The organism is Verrucomicrobiia bacterium, from assembly GCA_035629175.1.
Classification (GTDB): domain Bacteria; phylum Verrucomicrobiota; class Verrucomicrobiia; order Limisphaerales; family DASXHY01; genus DASXHY01.
In genome coordinates, this window is record DASPIL010000107.1 from 236,651 (window position 1) to 258,218 (window position 21,568).

Here is a 21,568-nt window from a genome sequence, read left to right on the forward strand (position 1 = left end):
AATTAAACTGCTGTTTTTCGAAACCATTCCACAAACATAGGGATACCCTCTTCGACCTTCACCTTCGGATGATAGCCAAGTCGATCCCGAGCTTTGGCGATGTCTGCAAAGGTAATCGGCACGTCGCCCGGCTGCAATGGCTGACGCTCGATGATGGCTTTTTTGCCTACGGCCGACTCGATGACCTCAATTAAGCGTCGAAGGGTGATGGTTTGAGATTCGCCGAGGTTGAAAATCTCAAACCCGAATTCCCGGGTTGTGCATGCCATCACGCCATCGACGATATCGGCAATGTATGTATGATCCCGCGCGCTTGAACCATCGCCAAATACCGGGATGGGTTTGCCCTGGGAGATGAGGGCGGTGAACTTGCGGATTGCGAGATCGGGGCGTTGCCGCGGCCCATAAACCGTGAAAAATCTCAGCATGGCAATGTCCATCCCGTATGTGTGGTGATAGACGTGGCCGAGTGCTTCACACGCGAGCTTGCTGGCGGCATACGGGGAAATCGCGCTAAATATGGCGTCGCCTTCAGAGAAGGGGACCTTTGAGTTCACGCCGTAAACGGAAGACGAAGACGCGAGGATCAGTTTTTTGACGCCAGCACGACGGGCCGATTCGAGGATATTGACGGTTCCCTCTACGTTGACACGCTGATAAAGCGCCGGTTTCTCCAGGCTGGGCCGTACTCCGGCGCGGGCCGCGAGATGGATCACCTGGTCAAAACGCGTTTCGGAAAACACTCGATCCACCGCGCACCGGTCTGTCACATCGGCTTGGATCAGCGCGAAAGGTTTCGCCAGGCGTTCCAGATCCCGAACGTTTCCTTTCTTCAGCTCTGGACTATAGAAGTCGTTGAGATCGTCCAACGCCGATACAGCATGTCCGGACAGCAGCAGGCGCTCGCAAACGTGCGAGCCAATGAATCCAGCGCCACCCGTAACAAGAAAATTCACGGGTCGAAAGCTACGGGGAAAAGCACAAGGCGGAAAGGGGGAATTGCTGGCGGACAAAATCGTGGACAAGGATTGCGTCCCCGCCAGCCGTTGGCGTCGGACAGGTCACGCGGCACGTCAGCAGTCCATAACAAAAACCCTTGGCACTGGGTCTTCCGTGCCTATATTTCGGCCCATGCCAAACCCAACAGTTCTACAGCTCGATTTGCCGGGATTCAAAAAGGTGAAAAGCGGCAAGGTTCGCGAGATTTTCGACCTCGGCGATCGCCTCCTGCTCGTTGCAACGGACAGGATCTCCGCTTTCGATGTCGTGATGCCCAATGGAATCCCTCGCAAGGGCGAAGTCCTCACCCAGATTTCCCATTTCTGGTTTGATCGTTTTTCGTCGCTCGTCCCGAATCATCTGCTCGCGCGTGCTGACGATCCGCTGCCGGCAAACCTGCAGCCGTTTGCTGACACTGTCACACGGCGCAGCATGATCGTGAAGAAAGCGACGCCGCTGGCCATCGAATGCATTGTTCGAGGATACCTTTCCGGTTCAGGTCTCAAGGAATATCGGAAGTCGCAAACTGTTTGCGGTATCCAGTTGCCGGCTGGCCTCACCGAATCCGCCGAGTTACCCGAACCCATTTTCACGCCTTCCACCAAGGCTGAGGCAGGCCACGACGAAAACATTTCATTTCAACAGGCAGAACAGATTGTGGGCCAGGACATCGCGGCGCGGGCGAGGGATCTCAGCCTGAAGATCTACAAGGCGGGACGCGATTACGCCCGCGAACGGGGAATTATCATTGCCGACACCAAATTCGAATTCGGAATGTTTAATGGCGAATTGATACTCATCGACGAGGTTCTGACGCCTGACTCGTCGCGGTTCTGGCCAGCCGACCAATACACGCCAGGCAAGGGCCAGCCGAGCTTCGATAAACAATTCGTCCGTGATTACCTGGAAACGCTGGCGTGGGACAAGACGCCGCCGGGTCCGCGATTGCCGGACGACGTCGTAGCCAAGACAAGCGCAAAGTACGTGGATGCGTATCAGCGGTTGACTGGGCGGGCGTTGTAGCCTCACATCGGGATCAGCGGGAAAGCGGCTCGGTTGGGCAGCGAAGTTACAGCAGGTGTTGTCGTCATTGCCGCTGCGGCGGCCAATCCAACGTGTGAACGAGCTTGTTGAAGATTTTCTGCAGTACCTGCGTCACGAACGCGGGCAGTCGGCGAACACCGCGAAGACGTACGCAGCCCTGCTGGGAAACTTCGTGAGGTGGGCGCAACGGCAGCAAATTGCATCCTGGGAAGGCGTGACCCTGAACCATTTGATGGCCTTTCTCCAAAACGAGCGGGAACGGCCGGTGGAGACCGAGGAAAAAGGATCCGCCCGGCGGCTCAGCAGTGAAAGCGTTTATCTTGCGATCGCAGCGTTGCGGGCCTTCTATCGATTTGCCGAAAACGAAAAAATGCTGCCCTCAAATGTCGCAGAAAACCTTTCGTTGCCGCGCCGGTGGAAAAGATTGCCCAAAGGGCTGACCCCCGCCGAAATTGAGAAGGTTCTCGCGAAGGAAGAGCCAGCAACACCGCAATCACTTTGCGATCATGCTGTCCTTGAGCTCGCCTACGCTTCAGGCCTGCGCCTGAGCGAACTTAAAAATCTGAGACTGGAACAGTTGCACCTGGATGCAGGTTTTATCAACGTCATCGGGAAGGGCAACAAGGAGCGGGTCGTCCCGGTGGGCAAGAAAGCGGCAGAGGCATTGAACCGTTATCTGCAATCCGGCCGACCCAGGCTCGTGACGCCAAGATCCCCTGCGACAGTTTTCCTGACGAACCGCGGGAGTGGTTTTGCAGCGGTGACATTGTGGAAGCGAATCAAGCGTCGCGTTGCTCGCAGCGGCGTTTCCCGCAACATCACCCCTCACATGCTGAGGCACAGCTTTGCAACCGATCTGCTGGAACACGGGGCGGACTTGCGAGTGATTCAGGAATTACTCGGCCATGCGAACATCAGCACCACCGAGATTTACACGCACGTGAGTGGGAACCGGCTGAGGGATATTCATCGACGCTTCCACCCGCGTGCGTGACCCGCGCGATGCAGGAGCCGCACTATTGCGTGACGGTCTGGTAGAACCGACGGACCCTATTTGTGGTGGATTGGTCCAGGATTTCAGCGACGCCCGTTAGGGACGTGTTTGTCGCGATCGGCTCCCAATGACTGAGGTTTGTGGAAGCAAGGATCACATAGCTCCTGCCGATCGGAACCGACATCTGAAGCTTGAACCCCTCTGGGGTCAGTCCGCTCCCAGTGAATTTCGGCACTGGATCGTTGACGATGAGCGAAACCGTTGCGATGGAGCCCGGCGCAATTCCGTCAGAGCCGCGGTACGAGAATGAATCGATTCCATGAAAGTTTCCTGCCGGCGTGTAGGTGAAGCTTCCATCAGCGCTGAGGACCAACGTTCCATCTGTCACGTCGGTAACAAGGACTGCCCGCAAATCCGCTGGTTCATTATCAACGTCGGTGTCGTTTGCGAGAAGCCCGTTCGCCGGGATGCTCAATGGCACATTAATCGTCGTGCTGTACGAATCGTCCTGGGCAACAGGCGCGTCATTCACTGGAACGACAGTCACCGTCGCAGATCCGGCAACCTGGTTGGTTCCATCGGAAACTGTGTACGTTACCAGGGCGCTGCCATGAAAATTCGCCGCCGGGGTGAATAAGATGGCTCCTTCATCCACAACAGCGCTGCCGTTTTCTGCGGATATGGCGAGCAAGGTCAGCGGGGTGCCATCAGGATCGAAATCGTTATCAAGGACACCGATCACCACGCTCGTATCTTCCAACGTGTTGGTTTCCTCATTGGTGACCACGGGCGGATCGTTAATCGCGGCCACCTGTATGGTGACAGTTGCAGGGCTGGAAATCGTGCTGCCAAATACCTGAAACCAGATGTCCACGCCCTGGTTTGTCGAGTGTTTGTAGTAACTGCCGCGGCTGTAATTGTTGGCACCCTTTTCCAGGAAGAATTCTTTTCCATTCGACGCGCCGCATTCGAGATTCAGGTAGTATGTCGTGCCTGAAACAAACGGACCAACAGGTTCATCGAAAGCGATTTCGTAGGTTTGAAAGGAGCTTCCAGCGGTGGTGTTCGTCACGCTGGAGGAGTCGATTGCCACCGTGCTTCCACCGATGGCGCCGCCGTTGATTGATGTGCCGATACTGAAAATCAGGTCAGAATTGGGGGCGCTGGACTCTCGGGAGAGACGCAGCACGACTTTTGAAATCATGTAATTCGGTTGGCCGGTGTCGCCATGACGAAACGATTGCGATCCCTCCTGGCCCTGCTTGATGCCTTCCTTGCTGCCCCCGATCGCTGATTGCTCGAGCGCCAGCAGCGCCGAACTCGCTGCGCGGTATTTGAATGACGCAGTGCCGCTGAAACCTGCTGGTGGGGTGTATTCGAATGAACCATTCGAATTCAGAACCACAGATCCGTTGCTGACGTCGCTCAGTATGGCTGCCAGCAATGGCTCGTTGCGCGGCTCGAGATCATTCGCAAGGACGCCCGCGACAGGGACTTGGAGGATTTGATTTTCCACTGTGGTGAAGCCATCCGGATTGGCGACTGGTGAATCGATGCCGACGACGGCGAGACTGGCTGGCTGACTGTCCACGGTTCCACTTCCGTTCTTTACCTCGACCCAGTAGTTCGCTGCGTCATTTGCGCTCACGTCGTTCAGAATGAGGATGCTTGAATTTGCACCCCCAATCCGCTGGGCACCCTTGTACCATTTGTATTGAAGGGACGTGGCGCTCAAGGCTACGACCGAAAACACCGCGGTGCCTCCAATTTGGACACGGATGGCTAAAGGTTGGACAACGACGATTGGGGGCGGACCGAACTGCGCGAGCCCTTTTGGCACCATTGCGGCGAAGAAAACCAACAGCAGAACCCCTCTTGAGGCAAGGTTTCGAAGGTGTGTCATGTTCTTCATAGGGTGCGCCGTTTCAGGAGCGAATATTGTGCCGCATCAGAACCGATACGTGAGCTTTAACCTGAAACTCCTGCCATCCTGTTCGATCAAATCCTGCCGATGAAACCGGCTGGCCGGGTCGTTGTACTTCCGGTCCAAGAGGTTATAAATGCTGGCTGATGCTTCGAGGTTCTCGATCAGGTTTTGACTGAACAACGTGAAGTTAACGATTCCATAACCGGCAGCGTCCCGGCCAACGGTTGATTCACCCGGGGCTGTCCCGGTGAAGATGGAGTGGCGTGCCGATTGATAGTGAAATTCCAAGGCAGCAAAGAGCTTCTCCCGCACGAGGGGAATGCTCAGGGCGCATTTGACCAAGTGATTCGGTGAATCCGGCAGGTGGCTGCCATTTGCCCGATCCTCGGCATTCTGCAATGTGTAGCTCAACCGCGTGCGGATTCCGTTGGTCCAGGCGCCATCCATTGCGAGTTCAACTCCCTGCGCGCGCGCGTCGAAATTGCGAAACTCCCCGGCCTGAAACGAAATCAGGTCATCCATTTCGTTCCAGAACCCGGAAATCGAAGAACGCAGGGTTCGGGTGATTTCCTGTTCAAAGATGAGCTCATATGCGCTGATTGTTTCTGGCTGGAGGTCACGGAAATTGGGATCGCTCAGCTCGCGAAAGTTCGGCGCGCGAAATGCCGTGCCGTATACCGCCTTGAAGGAGGAACCTTCCCATGCGTTGTAAATAGCCGCCAGCCGCGGGTTTACCGCCCCGTCCGTGTCACCGTACTTGTCGTAGCGCACCCCGCCGCTCAGATGCAGGTTCTTCTGTATTTCAAAATCGGTCTGCGCGTAAAATCCGTAGCTGCGGCGGTCGAGCGAAATCTGCGTGCCGCCCGGAACCAGCACCGCCTTTTCCTGCCTGAAATCATCCCGGTACTCAGCGCCGAGGCTGACCATGTGGCGATCCCACAACTTCTTGCTTACCTGGATCTCAGTCCCCCACCACTCGCCTGCCTGCCGTTCACGGGTCACGTTTGTGGACGTGGCGGCTACGAGAGGGTACCCAATTGAAAAATCATTTCGGTCGTAATACAGCCGCGCGGTCAGCGCCAGGCCGTCATCGAACTGATGGCTATAACGCAGGGCCGTGTAGGCGCGTTCGTCGACCGTTCGCAGCCCTGCCTGGTTAAACGCCGAGAGGAACTGTGCCGTGGGATTCTCCTTCTCCCGTCGGATATAGCTCCCTTCCAAGGTGAAGTCCCCGAAAGCAATGGATCCAAATAAGCTTCCGAATTGATCGCTGTCGAGGTCTTCAGCAATGCCGCGGTTCTGGCCGGGTGTGTTGAATTGCGGATAAAAAAGCCGATCGTCTCCGCTGCTTTCGTAAAATGTTCCAGAGAGGAGCATCCGGAATCCGTTCGAGAATTCCTTCCCAAAGCTCACACGCGCCTTCCACGTTTCGAAACCGCCGTAATCGGCGGAGACCTCGGTTCCGTTCAGCTGGGCAGGTTGCCGGGTGATGACATTCACCACGCCGAAAAATGCGTTGTTGCCGTACAGAACGGAACCCGGTCCCCGAATGATTTCCACCCGCTCGATCAGGTCAACGTCGAGGATAAACGCAGTGTCGATGAACGCGCCATCCGTCAGGTTGTTGTTCACCCGATGGCCGTTGATCAGCAGGAGGATGCGGCTGTTGAAGTCGCCGAGGCTGACGCCGCGGACTCCGACGATTGCATAGTTTCGATCATACGAAACATGAAATCCCTGGACGCTTTCGAGCACATCTCCGAGGGTGCGATGACCGTAGCGCCGAATCTCGTCGGCGGTAATCACGGAAATGGACGAGGGCGCGGCCGTGACTTTCTGTTCAAACTTGGAAGCACCGAACACCGTTGGCACCTCAATCTCCATCAACACTTCCAAGGGCAAATCACTCAGGTCCTGGCTTTCCACAGCCGGAGCCGTCCCGCTGGTCGCTCCCATCAGAAGAATGCAAACGGAGCGGAATCCAGGGAATGCGCGCAAGCGGGTGAACGCCCGCCTGAACATCATTGGCACGATGGATTGGTTCATCTCATCCGCCTAAAGATGTCCGCGCCCGGCATTTGCCGGGCCAGCGAGGTTCGCTCTCGGCCATCACTCGGTGCAGAGTTGGGCTCCGATCTGTCATTTTTGATTGATGGGCACTCGATCGCGATCATGTTGCGTGTCGAAGTTCCCCAGTTCGTATCGAGCCGGTCCGCTGTTCCTAGCGTCTTTTGCTGTGCTGGACTAAGCCATTCTTGGCCGGCTCAAGGTCCATCGGCAGATCGCGTGCATTCCTGAGGTGAAACCGGAGAAAGAGTGTGTTTTGTCCGCAAAATGCGTGGAACTTGAGTCCACCCTGGAGGAGGACACACCGCAGCGGCGGTAAAGATTTATGCCGCGGGTTTGGCTGGGGAACGTATGCCGCTGGAATGGCGGCGGGTTAGGCGAAGTCGTAAACCACCACGCGTTTGACCACGCGCTTTACCACTTTTTCGACAAACTCGATGTGCAGCGGATGCACCTGGTAGTCGTCCTGCGTTTTTTTATCGGGAAAAACGATGTTCAAACCGACCTGATACGTTTGGTCGACGACCGGTCGATGGCTTCCTGCCATTTTGCCGACATGAAAATGGAGCGCGCCCGGCACAGGCCGCAAATACTTTTCTGCGCCCGCAATCACTTCATCCGCTGCCGAGGCCTGCTCAGGATCCGTCCAAAAGATGACAACGTGTGAAAACATGGGCGCGAGCGTATGTAAACAGCAGCCCCTTGTCAGTTGTTTGTTCCTTGAAGCATTAACCACGGCATTGATTTCGAGGTTTCCGCTTTTCGCTGTGCGCCTTTTGTGCTTATGTCCCGGCCTTTATGAGCAAGACAGCTTTATTGTTCGCCGGCCAGGGGGCGCAGACCGTTGGCATGGGAAAGGACTTCTTCGCGCAATCAGCCGCGGGACAATGGTGGTTTGAGCGAGCCAACACCGCGGTCGGATTTGACCTGGCTTCCGTCTGCTTCGAAGGGCCGGAGGCGGAACTCACGAAAACGGAGAATGCGCAGCCTGGAATTTTCCTGGTGAGCTGGGTTGCGTTTCAGCTGCTGAAGGAGCGGGTGCCAGGGCTTCGCTTCCAAGCTACAGCAGGCTTGTCATTGGGCGAGTTCACAGCCCTGACAGCAGCGGAATCGATGACCTTTGAAGATGCGCTTCGGATCGTGAGGCAACGCGGACGTTTTATGCAGGAGGCCTGCGAGGCCACGCGCGGCGGAATGGCCGCAATTATCGGGCTGGATGAAACCCCGACGCGCGAAGTTTGCAGGGACGCCGGGGTCGAACTTGCCAACTTGAACTGCCCCGGCCAACTAGTGATTTCAGGTGAGGCCGATCGCATTCAGAATGCATGCGAACTGGCAAAGGCAAAAGGCGCACGACGCGCCCTCCCTCTGGCGGTCGCAGGCGCGTATCACTCGCCCTTGATGGCCAGTGCCCAGCCAAAGCTGCGGGCGGAACTCGCGTCCGCGCGGATATCCCCGCCATTGGTGCCCGTCATTTCAAATGTGACAGCCCAGCCGCATTCGGAGCCCATTTCCATCAGCAGTCGGCTGGTCGAACAGGTCACCGCCTCTGTGCGATGGGAAGAATCCATGCGATACCTGCTGGGCCAGGGATTCACACGTTTCATCGAACTCGGCCCTGGCACCGCGCTCAGCGGGTTTATGAAACGCATCGACAAATCCGCGCAAATGCTGAACGTGGCGGATGTTGCGAGTCTCGACGCAACGGCGGCGGCTTTGGGAACTTGATCCCATTCCATGCATCACGTATCACGTAGCGCCATGAGTCAACTTGCCAATCAGATCGCGGTGGTGACGGGTGCGGGCCGTGGGATCGGCCGCGCGGTCGCACTTAAGTTCGCCGCCGAAGGGGCGGATGTCGTTTGCGTCTCGCGAACGCAGGAGAACTCAGACAAGGTTGCGGCCGAAATCCGGGCTCTGGGCCGGTCGTCGTGGGCTCATTCCGTCGATGTTTCAGACGGGGCGGCGGTCGCCAGTGCTGCCGAAAAGATCCTGGCCGAATGCGGGAAGGTCGACATCCTTGTGAACAACGCCGGGGTCACGCGCGATGGGTTGCTGATGCGGATGAGTGAGGCGGATTGGGATACGGTTTTGAACACGAACCTCAAGGGCGCCTTCCTGTTCACAAAAGCCTTTGCACGCCAATTTGCCAAACAGCGTTCTGGCCGTATTATCAATGTCGCTTCGGTGATCGGTTTGATCGGGAATGCGGGACAGGCCAACTACGCTGCGAGCAAGGCCGGTTTGATCGGCTTCACGCAATCGGTCGCGCGCGAACTTGCCGGCCGTTCCGTGACTTGCAATGCACTCGCACCCGGATTCATTGAGACGGACATGACTTCAGCTCTGAATGCCGAACTGAAAGCGGAACTGCTGAAGCGGATCCCGCTCGGGAGCTTTGGCCGGGCGGATGACATTGCAAGCGCCGCGTTGTATCTGGCGAGTCCCGGGGCTCGTTACGTCACCGGGCAAGTGCTCACCGTTGATGGTGGAATGGTAATGTAACTGCGGCTTGAACAGCAGATTTGGACAGCAAAATTGCGTCAGAAAAACACGATAATTTGCGCGGGAAGAAAATGTGAATCGGGGCTTGACGCCCCCTTCACCGTGGCATAGACACACTGCAAATAACGAAGAACCGGAGAAAACCATGGCTGAAAAAACTATTGAACAGCGAGTAAAGGATATCATTGTCGAGCAGTTGGGGGTGAATGCAGACCAGGTCACGCCCGAAGCGAAGTTCATTGAGGACCTCGGCGCTGACTCGCTCGATACCGTCGAATTGGTCATGGCTCTCGAAGAAGAGTTTGGCAGCGAGATCCCTGATGAACAGGCCGAGAAACTGCAGAGCGTCGGGGACGTGATCAAGTACGTCGAAGAGACCCAGCAAAAGTAATTGTCACCGCGGATTTTCCGGGGCAGCTTGAGCTGCGTGCCAGCCTAAGCTGCCCCTTTCGTTTTACTCTATGGCCACGAATTGGATCGATCGCCGGGTTGTTGTGACCGGGATTGGACTTGTTACTCCGCTCGGAAACGAGGTTGAAGGGTTTTGGAACAATCTCACCAGTGGCCAGTGCGGAATCGATAAGATCACTGCTTTTGATGCCGCTCCGTTTGCAACCCAGATCGCCGGGCAGGTCAAAGAGTTCGATCCTATTCCGGCGTTTCCATCTCCCAAGGAAGCACGCCGCACGGACCGTTACTCGCAGTTTGGAATTTTCGCAGGCTGGAAGGCCCTGAAGGATTCAGGTCTCGATCTCAGCAAGACAAACCCCGATGAAATCGGCGTCTTCATTGGCTCGGGAATTGGCGGCCTGGAAACCACGGGCGACCAGATGAAGGTGTTGTTGGAGCGGGGTCCGGGACGGCTTTCGCCCTTCATGATTCCGATGCTGATCTCGAACATGGCATCCGGGCTGGTCTCGATGTATTACAATTTGCGGGGTCCAAACTTCGCGACCTGTTCCGCATGCGCCACCGCCAACCACGCGCTGGGCGAAGCCTGGCGAACCATCAAAATGGGCGATGCCAAGGCCATTCTGGCTGGGGGTGCGGAAGCGGCGATCGTGCCCATCGGCATCGGCGGTTTTTGCGCCATGAAAGCGATGAGCACGCGCAACAACGACCCCAAACGCGCATCGCGGCCTTTCGACAAGGATCGCGACGGCTTTGTGATGGGAGAAGGCGCGGGTGTTGTGATGCTCGAGGAGCTGGAGCACGCCAAAGCGCGCGGCGCCCGGATCTACGCCGAACTCGCCGGCTACGGCAACACCGCCGATGCGCATCACCTTACGGCGCCCTCCCCGGGCGGCGAAGGCGCGGGTCGCTGCATGAAGATGGCCTTGCGCAGCGCCGGGCTGAACACGACCGACGTGTCCTATATCAATGCGCATGGCACATCGACTCCGCAGGGGGACATTGCAGAAACCCAGGCGATCAAGACCGTGTTCGGAGAACACGCCCGCAAACTCGTGGTGAGTTCAACGAAAGGAGCCACGGGCCATATGCTGGGCGCGGCGGGCGCGGTCGAGATGATCGCATGCGTAAAGGCGATCCAAACCAACATCGTTCCACCAACGATCAATCTGCAAAATCCCGATCCGGAGTGCGATTTGGATTACGTGCCGAACACCGCGCGCCAGATGCCGGTGAACGCCATCGTCAACAACTCCTTCGGTTTCGGCGGGCACAACGCCAGCATCATCGCGAAGAAATTCGTCGGTTGATCGAGTGCCTGCGGCAGTGATATGGGGGACTGAGGTGCGACCGCGGACGCGTTAAGCGTGGGAATGGGTCCAGGCCTCACACCGGTGATGTCCGGGGTTGTTTGCGGATCAAAGTCCGGGTGTGGCGTAACCGAAAGCCGGTTCGCAGGAATGCTTTATTTCACCGGCACTGGCGCGGGATGATGCGCGGTGTGACTCTGGCCCAGTGCGCCTGCTTCCTCGCCCTGATGCTGTTTTGCGATGAGCACGTAGATGGCAGGAATCACGAGCAGCGTGAAGATGGTGCCCAGCGCCATTCCCGCGACAACGATCAGTCCTATCGAATTGCGCGCTGCTGCTCCCGCGCCCGTGACGAGCACGAGCGGGAAATGCCCGGCCACAGTCGCAACGCTCGTCATCAGGACGGGACGCAATCGCGTGAGCGCCGCCTCGCGCACCGCCGAGATCTTGTCCATGCCGCTGCGTTGCAGTTCATTCGCGAATTCCACGATCAGAATGCCATTCTTTGACACCAGTCCCACCAGGGTCACCAGCCCAACCTGCGCATAGATGTTTAGAGTTGTCGTCCATCCGTCGGTCCAGAACGCCATGTTTGGATTCGGGAATTTCAGGAAGGTAAAAATCAGCGCGCCGAACATCGCCAGCGGCACCGACCCCAGAATGATGATGAATGGATCGCGGAAGCTGTTGAACTGCACAGCGAGGACCAGGATGATCAGGATGATCGAGAGTCCCAGCGCGGGTAAGAATTTGTTCCCTTCCGTGCGGAGCTGCCGCGATTCGCCAGTGTAATCGAGCTTGTACCCCGCAGGCAGAATGGCATTGGACTCCTTCTCGAGAAATGCAAGTGCTTCGTCGAGCGGGCGAACAGCCACGCCGCTGAGCTTGACGGAATTCAACTGCTGGAAGCGATTGAGCGCGCGCGGCGTCGTGCGCTTGTTCAACTTGGCGAATGTGTCCAGCGGAATTAACTGGTCGCCGGGGCCTTTGACGTAGGTGTTCTTCAATTGATCGGCAGTAAGGCGGTCGGCTCGTTTCATTTGCGGAATGACCTTGTAGCTGCGGCCGCCGAAGTTGAAGCGGTTGACGTAGTTGCCGCCGATTAACGCTGACAGGTCCGCGCCAATCGTCTGCATGTCGAGTCCCAGCGAAGCGACCTTGTCGCGATCGAGTTCCAGTTCAACTTCGGGTTGGTCAACCTTCGTGTCGATTTCCGGAGGGAACGCAAACAAACCACTCGCCGCAGCCTTCTCTTGAATCTGCTGCGCGAAGCCCAGAATTTCGGCGGGTTCCGCCGTGGCGGAAATTATAAATTCCACAGGGAAATCGCCGCCACCAGGCAACGCAGCCGGCGTGACGAAGAAAGTGCGAATGCCGGGAATTTCACTGACCGACTGCTGCACCTGCGGAACGATCTCAAACACGCTGCGCTCACGTTCGCCCCAGGGTTTCAGGACCAGGCCGGAAATGCCGTTGTCCGGAAACGTCAGTTGGAACGTTCGATCCGCCTCGGGAATGCTCATTAGCCTTCGATTCACTTCCTCGGTGTAGAACGTCGTTTGATCAATCGTCGCATCGGCAGGAGCTGTCACAATCCCAAGAGCAAATCCCTGGTCCTCTGCCGGCGCGAGTTCCGCCGACGAAAACATGAAGAGGGGAACCGACAGCAAGCTCAGCCCGATCCACAGCACGTACACCGCAGGTCGGGCGTTGAGCGTCACATCCAGGAGGCGGGCATATCCCCGGCGCAAACGATCGAATCCATGATTGATGCGGCCCGCCAATCCGGCTTCCTCGCTGCCAGGTTTCAGCAATTTGGCGCACATGAGCGGCGACAGCGTGAGAGCAACAACTCCCGAAATGAACACCGCGCCAGCCAATGTGAGCGCAAATTCCTGGAACAGCGATCCCGTGAGCCCTCCCTGAAACGCAATCGGCGCATACACGGCGGCCAATGTAATGGTCATGGCGATGATTGGCCCGACCAGCTCGCGAGCACCGAGTACGGCCGCTTTCAACGGCGTTTGTCCTTCTCGGATATGACGCTCCACGTTCTCGACCACGACAATCGCATCATCCACGACCAGTCCGACGGACAAGACGATGGCGAGCAGCGTCAGGAGATTCAGCGAGAAACCAAAAATCTGCATCAGGAAGACCGCGCCAATCAGCGATACGGGAATGGCAACGAGCGGAATCAGCACCGATCGCAGCGAGCCGAGGAAGAGGAAAATGACGACGGCCACGATCAACAGCGTTTCAGACAAAGTCTTGATTACTTCATGGATCGCGTCATCGATGTATTTGGTCGCGTCGTAGGCGATCTTCGCCTCCAGACCCGAGGGCAACTCGTTCTGAATCGCTGCAATCTCTTCCCGCACCCGGCTCATGACGTCGAGGGAGTTTGCATTGGGAAGCGGCCAGACGCCCATGAACACAGCGCGCTCGCCATTGAACCGCACTTCGGAATCATAATCCTCGGCGCCCATTTCGATATCTGCGACATCGCGCAAACGGACCAGGGAATCCCCCGCGTCGCGAATGACCAGATTCCGGAACTCCTCCACTGAGCGAAGATCGGTATTCGCCGTGAGATTCACCTGAACGAGGGCGCCTTTCGTGCGGCCTACGGCCGATAGATAGTTATTGGCCGCGAGCGACTCGCGCACTTCATCCGGGCTGATCCCGTACGCCGCGAGCCTGTCCGTCTTAAGCCAGATCCGCATCGCGAACGTGCGTCCGCCGAGAATGTCAGCCCGCTGCACACCTTCCAGCGCGGACAAACGCGGTTGCACGACCCGCACGAGGTAATCCGTGATCTGGTTTGCTTCGAGAATTTCCGATGTGAAACTCAAGTACGCGGAGGCAAATCGCGAATCGGCGGTTTCGATGTTGATGATGGGAACTTCCGCCTCAGGCGGCAGGTCGTTACGCACCTGGTTCACCTTGGAATTGATCTCCGAGAGGGCCTTGTTCGCATCGTAGTTGAGGCGCAGGCGCGCGGTAATGGTCGACAATCCCAGAGCGCTGCTCGATTGCAGATATTCAATGCCGTCCGCGGCGGCAATGGCGCGCTCCAGCGGTTGCGTGATGAAACCGCGCACCAGTTCTGCGCTTGCGCCAACATAGACCGTGGTGACCGTGACCGTCGCGTTTTCGCTTTTCGGATACTGCCGGACGTTCAACGTTTTGATGGCCGTGAAACCGGCCAGCAGGATGATCAAGTTGACGACGAGCGCCAGAACCGGCCGCCGTATGAAGATATCGGTAATCGACTTCATCGTATGTCTTTCGTGTCGATGGCGGTGATCAGCGGTCAGGCGGACGGGGGGCTTCGTTGGCGGGCGGTGCAATATCGTTGTTCTCGGCAACCGCCATGCCGTTGCGCAATTTGAAAACTCCCGAGGCGGCGACCTTGGTGCCGGGCTGCAGGCCGGTCTCAACCGAAACGAAATCGCCCAGAGCGCGGCCGGTTCGCACAAATTGTTGACGCACAACAAGCCCTGGGCTGGCAGAGTTGGTTCCCTTTTCGATGACGTAGACTGAGTCGCCGTAAGGCGCGCTCAGGATCGACGTTGCGGGGATGATCAGGACCTTCTGTTCCACTGGAAGCAACACTTCAACACGAGCAAACATTCCCGGCCGCAGCAGTTGCTCCGCGTTTTCCAGTGTTGCCTGCAGGCGGATGCTTCGCGTGCTGGCCTGGAGGTCGGGATTGATGGCCGTGAGAACCCCGTCAAACTGCCGCTTCGAGTAAGTGTCCGTGGTGACGCGCACCTTCATTCCCGGTTTCAAACGCGACAACTCCTGCTGGGGCAGTGAAAAATCGGCGTAGACGGGAGCGAGGGATTGAAGCGACACAATGGGTTTGCCGGTTTCAACGTACTCCCCGAGGTTCACCTGCCGGATTCCCAATTGCCCCCCAAACGGAGCGCGGAGGGTCTTCTTCTGAATTGCCGCGCGGACGGCATCCGCATTCGCCTGCGCCTGCTTGAGCGTGGCTTCCGAAGTGTCTACTTCCGATTGCGACACCGTGTTGTCGGACCGCAACTGCCGCATGCGTTCGGCATTGATGCGGGCGAGGTTTGCCTGCGCTTCGATCGCGCGCAGTTGAGCCTCTTCGGTGGAGGTGTCCAGGCGAATCAGCAGGTCCCCTTTCTTCACCATGGCACCGGACTCGAACGCGATTTCGCTCACCGTCCCCGCGACCTCGGGTGTGATCGTGACGCCTTGCACGGCGGAAATGGAACCGATGGCCGCGAGCGTTTCCTGCCAGGTCTGCTCGCGCGCGATGGCGGACGAAACCGTTTCGGGAGGTGCGGTGAAGGATTCACCCGCTGCCATCAGCGTTTGGATCTGCAACAACTTGATCCCCGCCAGACTCGCCAACATGATCACGACAATAAATGTCGAGAGCGCAATTTTCCGTTTCATGTAAAAGTTCCTTCGATTGAGAGCTGGTTAAGCTGCGCGCTTTTTTGCGGCAGCGCCAGCCAAAAACATTTCGGCGACCCGCCCAGCTGTCTTGCGATCCAGCGTGCGGTCGGGGCTCATCAACAACGCCACGAGATGCGCGTTGAGTTGCCCGTAAAAGACAAATGCCAGCTCGCGGCTGTCAAAGCGCTTGTCCAACAACCCGGCTGAATGGGCCTTCCGCATCAGCCCATGAATAAACTCAAAGTTTCGCTCGCATTTTTCGGAACACTTCAGCCCGGCTGGGACCTCCCCCGGCGCGGCAAAGGCTGTGGCGAAGGCGATGCGCATCAGCTCCCGGTTTTTTTGCACGTAATCGGAAAGGGACGCCATGATCTCGACGAGCTGCGCCTTGAAATCCGGCGAGCGGCGGCAGGCGGCCTGCATCAATCGATATCGCTCATCGTGAGCCTCGTCGACGAGCGATTGGAAGAGGCCGGCCTTGTCCTTGAAATAATAGTAGAGCGCGGGTTTCGAAACAGCGGCGTCATTTACGATCTGCTGCACTGAAGTCGCGGAGTAGCCGCTGTGCGCGAAGTGCTTCAGCGCCGCTTGCAGGATCTGCTCGCGGGTAACCGAAACATTGCTGCTGGGATTGGACATAGCCTACCGAACGGTAAGTAGACATGACGCGCCGCGTCAATGCTTTTCCACGGTTTAAGTTTGAGAATGCCGTGTTGACGGCCGCGCGGCCGATGCCAATCAGGGTTTCGCGCTGTCGCGGCCGTCGCCTGGTAAGTGCGACCGCGCTTTTGTTTTTGTCAGGTAACGCAACAGCGAACCTAGGCCGGAGTAGCGGAATGATGGATCGACATACCGCTCGAGGACATAGAAGGCAAAGTAGTAGGCGCGGCAACTGGCCCAGATCGTCAAGGCGAGAATTACTGCCGTCCCGGCCTCGGGGTTTTGAATCAGGATCACAGCCGATCCGATCAAGGCGATGGCGATGAAGAGGATTGCCTTCAACCACATCAGGCGCGTGCTTTTCAGGTCAGCGGCCATCGTACGTCAGGCTCCTGAATCGCCGCCACAGGAAGGCGAACGCGGGTGCGAAGTCTTGTGGATGCTGGAGAACCGAAAGGTCCACGGCGCCAGCATCCCGCCACTCGCCCTTCTCAACCTCTTCCACATTCAACTCGAAGGGTCCCTCTGCCGCGCAACGATACACCCAGACAAACTCCTGATCGGTTTCGTCGCACGCGTCGATTTTGAACACACGTTGCGGCGGCGGGGTGACGATCAGCCCGATTTCCTCCTGAAGTTCGCGAACTGATGTCGTGTCATAATCCTCGCCGGCGTCGACATGTCCCGATGCCGAGGAGTCCCACACGCCCGGATGGCGGTCCTTTTTCATCGACCGCTTCTGCAGGAAAATTTGCCCGCGGGCATTGAATACCAGCACATGCACAGCGCGATGCAACAGGCCGAGGCGATGAACCTCGCTTCGAGGCTTTTGGCCGATGACTTCGTCGCGCTCATTCACCACATCAAAAATGTCTTCAGGCATAACGTTCGCGATGGAATTTGGTGACGTTGCGGTGGCTGGATTAAATGGGGCTTCAATGCAGGAGTTCCGTGAGCGCGACGAATTGGTCGAGGCTCAGTTTTTCAGCGCGTTCCTGCGGTGAAATCTTGAGCGTGGCAAAAGCATCGTTGAGCTTGTCCAGCGGCCAGTTCTGCTTCAATAACTTCAGCATCATCTTTCGCCGCTGGGAGAACGCGGTTTTGACAAGGCGCACAAATGTTCGCCGCTGGTCACCTTGCAGCAGGAGCGTCGGACGCCGCACCAATGTAACGCATCCCGAATCGACGCCGGGTTCGGGAAAGAAGCAGCTCGAGGGAATCTTGAAGACAGCGCGTGGCTCAAAATCCAGCTGAACCAGCAGCGTCAGCACTCCGTAATCGTCATCGTCGGCCTGGGCCATCAAACGTTTGGCAACCTCAAACTGCAGGGTTGCCACCAGCCGCTGTGGAGAACGCTCGCCCTGCGCCAGCTCAACCAGGATCGGGGAGGCCACGGAATAAGGCAGGTTCGCCACCAACTTCCATTCACTCCAATCGCGCGGCGCATGCTGCAGGTAATCCAGGGCGTCGTCATGACGAACACGCAGGATCGCCTGCTCCGGCCCCCCGGGACGTTCCGTCTGCGCCTCGGCAGACCGCTGCGTGGAGTCAACGATGGCCGCGGGAAAGCGTTGTTGCAGAACGTCAAAGAGCCGCTGGTCTTTTTCAATCGCAAAGACCTCTCCCGCCTTCTCGACGAGACGTTCGGTCAACGGCCCCAGGCCCGGCCCGATTTCCAGAACTTTGTCGGTCGAACACAGCTCGCTCGCGGCGACGATCCGATCCAGTTGATGTTCATCGTGAAGGAAGTTTTGCCCCAGGGACTTGGTTAACTGGATATCCTCTCGCGCCAGCCATTCGCGAATTTCGTTCAGTTTCATTGCTGGTTCAAAACTTCGGCGAGCGCTGCCGATGTTTCAGAGAGTTGTTGCCTGCTGATCGTGAGAGGCGGAGTGAAGCTGATGATGTTGCCGCGCTCTCCTTCCGGCAGGAGAATATAACCCCGCTGAAGCATCGCCTTGATCGCTTTCAGGGCCGCAGCTGTGGCCGGTTTTCCGTCGGCCGCTCGCAATTCGAGGCCCACCATCAGGCCAATACCACGTGCCAGCATGTGCAATCCTGTCATTGGCAGTTGCGCCTGCAACTCTTGAAGCAGGAATTCGCCGAGACTGCTGCTTTGCTCCGCCAGTGCATGGGTTTCGATTTCGTCGATGTGCGCGAGTGCCATCGCGCACCCGACAGGATGCCCCAGAAAGGTGCTGGTATGGATCGCCTCGCCTGTTGACTCCGGCCAGGCGGCATCCATGACATCCGCTTTGCCGACGCATGCCGACAACGGGAAACCGCCCGTCAGGGCTTTGCCCAGGCAGATCACGTCCGGCACCACGGCATCGTGTTCGCACGCGAACATCCTGCCCGTGCGGCCGAAGCCAGTGTAAATTTCGTCGAGAATCAACAGCGCCTTGTGTTCGTCACAAAGCCGGCGGAGCAGTCGCAGGAATTCCGGCGGGGGAACATTGATTCCGCCTCGCGCCTGAATCGGTTCAACGAGAATCGCGCCCACCCAGCCGCGTTGAAAAATACGGCGGATTAGCAGTTCGATAATGGGCAGATCGGCGGCGCGTGACGGGAATTGGACGAAATGCCCGAACTCCTTCAGCTGCATTTTGAAAGGACCGCGGAAATGTTCCCGATGCGTCGTGTTCAATGAACCGTAGCCGAGGCCGTGGTACCCCCCGTGAAACGCGATCACACCGTGCCGGCCAGTTGCAAGCATCGCGGTTTTCAAGGCTGCCTCAACGGCCTCGAATCCAGAATTGCAGAAAATGGTTTTTCCGTGCAGCCATCGCCCGGGAGCTTGCCAGCGCTCGAACGTGACGCGACTGAGTGTGCGGGCCAGCTCGGCCTTCCGCGCGTGCGGGTGCACATCGCCCATTGCATGGACGAGCGTTCCCAACTGCTGCCGCGCTGCTTCGACGACACGCGGATTCGCGTGGCCCGCGGCAGCCACCCCGAAAGCAGCCGTGAGGTCGAGGTACTTGCGACCCTCCGCATCCCACACATGCACGCCCTTCGCCTTGGCCCACACGATCGGCCACGAACCGTCAGGCTCGACATGCAGCACGTTGCGCGATTCGTAGGTTCGGAGCAGGTCAATGGTTTCGCGCGTATTCATCGCCTAAACCCCACGCTGTTCTGGCGCCCAAATCACCTTGTGCATCTGGATCTGAAAGCGCACAGGCAATGCGTCTGCAATGATCCGTTCGACGAGTTCCTGGCGCGAGATCGGCGTCTGTCCTGACGGCACCGGTTTCAACGACGGGTGCTGCTGCTCCCTCCTGAGCGGATGCACCCACGAGAAGAGCAACGGACAAATGCCGGCGAGCGAATGTTTCTCAATCGTCTCTTTGGCCCAGGCATAATCCTCCTGCGTTCCGAGAACGAATTTGATCTCGTCCTTGTTCTTCAAGCACCCCAAATTTTCCCATCGATTCCGTTCCACCTCGCCACTGCTTGGGCATTTCAAATCCACGATGCGATGCACGCGGGGATCGACAGGACCGATGTCGTGCGCACCGCTAGTCTCGAGCAAAACCGTAAATCCGCCGTCGCAGAGTTGCTGCATCAACTGAATGGAATTCCCTTGCAGCAACGGCTCGCCTCCCGTCAGTTCAACGAGCGGAAGGTTTCGATTTGGAGATGTGGAAGGAGACAGGCGGAAGGGAGCCGCGAGCCGTTCGACTGTGCTGCGAATTTCCGCGAGGCTTTGCCGTTTGCCTTCCGTGAACGCATACGCAGTGTCGCAGTAGGAACAGCGGAGATTGCATGCTGTCAGTCGTATGAAGACGCATGGCAACCCGGCCCAGGTGCTTTCGCCCTGAAGGCTGAGATAGATTTCGTTGATGACGAGCGTGTCGGACATGGCACGGTTTTCCAGCAGCCGGCGGACGGCGGGCGTCCCGTGAATAGCTGCGGATCAGGCGGCCGCGATGGCTTCGCGCGAAGCGGTGGCAAGCTTCTCGAAGCCCCAGCGCAGCAGGCGCTCCGTGGTTTCCCAGGAGATGCATGGATCGGTGATCGAAACGCCGTATCGCAGGTCCGCAGCGTTGGTGGGAATGGGTTGCGCGCCTTCCTGCAAATAGCTCTCGATCATCGCGCCAATCAGCGATCGCGTCCCGCCAATGCGCTGCTCGATGATGCTGCGCCATACATCCTCCTGGCGTGCCGGCTGTTTGCCGGAATTCGCATGGCTGCAATCAACCATCAGGACGGGCCGCAGTTTGGATTGACTCAGCTTTGCTTCCGCATCGGCGATGCTTTTTGCGTCGTAATTCGTCTGCAAACGGCCGCCGCGCAGGACAACATGCCCATCCGGATTTCCCGTTGTGCGGACAATGCTGGTGAAGCCCTCCTGGTCGATGCCCAGGAAACTGTGGCTTGTGCGGGCAGAGTACATGGCGTCGACAGCAGTTTGCAGGCTGCCATCAGTCGCGTTCTTGAAACCCACTGGCATGGAGAGCCCGCTTGCGAGTTCACGGTGGGTCTGGCTTTCCGTTGTGCGCGCGCCAATCGCGGCCCACGCGATCAGGTCAGCGATATACTGAGGAATAATCGGGTCGAGAAATTCTGTCGCCGCGGGCAATCCCAGATCGGCGACGTCGAGCAGCAGGCGCCGCGCGATTTTAAGTCCCGAGATGATGTCCTGGGAATTGTCCAGGCGAGGATCGTTGATCAATCCCTTCCAGCCGATTGTCGTGCGTGGCTTCTCGAAATAGACGCGCATCACAATTTCCATCTGGGTGGAAAACTCGTTGCGCAGGGCCGCCAGTTTGCGCGCGTATTCGAGCGCTCCCGTGGTGTCGTGAATGGAGCATGGGCCAACGACGACCAGCAGTCGCGCATCTTGCTGTTCAAGAATGCGGGTAACGGCTTCGCGGCCGCGGGCGACCGTGGCACTCGCCATTGCGGTGATCGGAAACTCCGCCTTCAGCTCGCGAGGCGCCGACAATCGAACGATTTCTTTAACGTGTAAATCCTGAGTCCGGAACATCGTGCTTCAGTATAATGGCGGAGGCCGTCCGCGAAAGACTAAACGTTCAGCAAGGCCGATGACCCCAATCGGTTTCCTTGAGGTAAGCCTCGTAGCGCTCCATCTGTTCCTCCGTGGAAAGGGATGGATCCGCCGGAGCCGCCGGCAACTCATTCCCGTCAGGGGCAGCCGTTTGTTCTGGGACACCGGCCTTTGGGTCGGGTTTGTTGGAAGGATTCATAAAA

General features: G+C 57.8%; 20 protein-coding genes. 6 read left to right on the forward strand and 14 right to left on the reverse strand.

Annotated features, from left to right (window positions below; all coding sequences use genetic code 11):
• Positions 1-2: 2 nt before the first annotated feature.
• Positions 3-956 carry an SDR family NAD(P)-dependent oxidoreductase gene (locus tag VEH04_20720; protein ID HYG25200.1) on the reverse strand — a complete coding sequence of 318 codons (954 nt, stop codon included), beginning with the start codon at positions 954-956 and terminating at the stop codon, positions 3-5.
• Between the two features lie 175 nt (positions 957-1,131).
• On the opposite strand from VEH04_20720, the gene VEH04_20725 reads away from it, so the two are divergent.
• Both VEH04_20725 and VEH04_20730 read left to right on the forward strand, forming a co-directional pair.
• Positions 1,132-2,022: a phosphoribosylaminoimidazolesuccinocarboxamide synthase gene (locus VEH04_20725; protein ID HYG25201.1), complete on the forward strand. Its 891-nt coding sequence runs from the start codon at positions 1,132-1,134 to the stop codon at positions 2,020-2,022.
• 94 nt (positions 2,023-2,116) lie between these two features.
• Complete coding sequence (locus VEH04_20730) at positions 2,117-3,037, forward strand: tyrosine recombinase (GenBank protein ID HYG25202.1); 921 nt, start codon at positions 2,117-2,119, stop codon at positions 3,035-3,037.
• 22 nt (positions 3,038-3,059) lie between these two features.
• Here VEH04_20730 and VEH04_20735 read toward each other — a convergent pair whose 3' ends face one another.
• From VEH04_20735 to VEH04_20745, 3 genes are all read right to left on the reverse strand, one after another.
• Complete coding sequence (locus VEH04_20735; GenBank protein ID HYG25203.1) at positions 3,060-4,949, reverse strand: Ig-like domain-containing protein; 1,890 nt, start codon at positions 4,947-4,949, stop codon at positions 3,060-3,062.
• Between the two features lie 36 nt (positions 4,950-4,985).
• A complete protein-coding gene (locus VEH04_20740; protein HYG25204.1) occupies positions 4,986-7,010 on the reverse strand; it encodes a TonB-dependent receptor in 2,025 nt (674 codons plus the stop codon).
• Positions 7,011-7,404: 394 nt separating this feature from the next.
• Positions 7,405-7,704 carry a Dabb family protein gene (locus VEH04_20745; protein ID HYG25205.1) on the reverse strand — a complete coding sequence of 100 codons (300 nt, stop codon included), beginning with the start codon at positions 7,702-7,704 and terminating at the stop codon, positions 7,405-7,407.
• A 125-nt stretch (positions 7,705-7,829) separates the two neighbouring features.
• On the opposite strand from VEH04_20745, the gene fabD reads away from it, so the two are divergent.
• The 4 genes from fabD to fabF all read left to right on the forward strand — a co-directional run bounded on the left by fabD (position 7,830) and on the right by fabF (position 11,257).
• Entirely contained in the window at positions 7,830-8,759 is a 930-nt protein-coding gene (fabD, locus tag VEH04_20750) for an ACP S-malonyltransferase (GenBank protein ID HYG25206.1), read from the forward strand.
• Positions 8,760-8,792: 33 nt separating this feature from the next.
• Positions 8,793-9,536: a 3-oxoacyl-[acyl-carrier-protein] reductase gene (gene fabG / locus VEH04_20755; GenBank protein HYG25207.1), complete on the forward strand. Its 744-nt coding sequence runs from the start codon at positions 8,793-8,795 to the stop codon at positions 9,534-9,536.
• Positions 9,537-9,681: 145 nt separating this feature from the next.
• Positions 9,682-9,927, forward strand: a complete 246-nt coding sequence (gene acpP, locus VEH04_20760; GenBank protein ID HYG25208.1) for an acyl carrier protein — start codon at positions 9,682-9,684, stop codon at positions 9,925-9,927.
• 70 nt (positions 9,928-9,997) lie between these two features.
• Positions 9,998-11,257: a beta-ketoacyl-ACP synthase II gene (gene fabF / locus VEH04_20765; protein ID HYG25209.1), complete on the forward strand. Its 1,260-nt coding sequence runs from the start codon at positions 9,998-10,000 to the stop codon at positions 11,255-11,257.
• Between the two features lie 155 nt (positions 11,258-11,412).
• Here the strand turns inward: fabF and VEH04_20770 are convergent, their stop codons facing one another.
• The 10 genes from VEH04_20770 to VEH04_20815 form a co-directional block, all read right to left on the reverse strand.
• Entirely contained in the window at positions 11,413-14,538 is a 3,126-nt protein-coding gene (locus tag VEH04_20770) for an efflux RND transporter permease subunit (protein ID HYG25210.1), read from the reverse strand.
• A gap of 28 nt (positions 14,539-14,566) precedes the next feature.
• On the reverse strand, positions 14,567-15,691 hold the full coding sequence (locus VEH04_20775) for an efflux RND transporter periplasmic adaptor subunit (GenBank protein HYG25211.1): 1,125 nt from the start codon (positions 15,689-15,691) through the stop codon (positions 14,567-14,569).
• Between the two features lie 27 nt (positions 15,692-15,718).
• Entirely contained in the window at positions 15,719-16,333 is a 615-nt protein-coding gene (locus VEH04_20780; GenBank protein HYG25212.1) for a TetR/AcrR family transcriptional regulator, read from the reverse strand.
• 99 nt (positions 16,334-16,432) lie between these two features.
• A complete protein-coding gene (locus VEH04_20785) occupies positions 16,433-16,732 on the reverse strand; it encodes a hypothetical protein (GenBank protein ID HYG25213.1) in 300 nt (99 codons plus the stop codon).
• Complete coding sequence (locus VEH04_20790) at positions 16,722-17,237, reverse strand: NUDIX domain-containing protein (protein ID HYG25214.1); 516 nt, start codon at positions 17,235-17,237, stop codon at positions 16,722-16,724. Before VEH04_20790 ends, VEH04_20785 begins: the two co-directional genes overlap by 11 nt.
• Before the next feature lie 52 nt (positions 17,238-17,289).
• The gene (rsmA, locus tag VEH04_20795) at positions 17,290-18,174 is read right to left on the reverse strand and encodes a 16S rRNA (adenine(1518)-N(6)/adenine(1519)-N(6))-dimethyltransferase RsmA (GenBank protein HYG25215.1); all 885 of its coding nucleotides are present in this window, start codon (positions 18,172-18,174) and stop codon (positions 17,290-17,292) included.
• Positions 18,171-19,469, reverse strand: a complete 1,299-nt coding sequence (locus tag VEH04_20800; GenBank protein ID HYG25216.1) for an aspartate aminotransferase family protein — start codon at positions 19,467-19,469, stop codon at positions 18,171-18,173. The genes rsmA and VEH04_20800 overlap by 4 nt, the downstream gene beginning before the upstream one ends.
• Before the next feature lie 3 nt (positions 19,470-19,472).
• Positions 19,473-20,216, reverse strand: a complete 744-nt coding sequence (locus VEH04_20805) for a 7-carboxy-7-deazaguanine synthase (protein ID HYG25217.1) — start codon at positions 20,214-20,216, stop codon at positions 19,473-19,475.
• A gap of 54 nt (positions 20,217-20,270) precedes the next feature.
• Positions 20,271-21,344 (reverse strand): 3-deoxy-7-phosphoheptulonate synthase, encoded by a 1,074-nt coding sequence (locus tag VEH04_20810; protein ID HYG25218.1) that lies wholly within the window; start codon positions 21,342-21,344, stop codon positions 20,271-20,273.
• 46 nt (positions 21,345-21,390) lie between these two features.
• Positions 21,391-21,564, reverse strand: a complete 174-nt coding sequence (locus VEH04_20815; protein HYG25219.1) for a hypothetical protein — start codon at positions 21,562-21,564, stop codon at positions 21,391-21,393.
• Between the last annotated feature and the right edge of the window lie 4 nt (positions 21,565-21,568).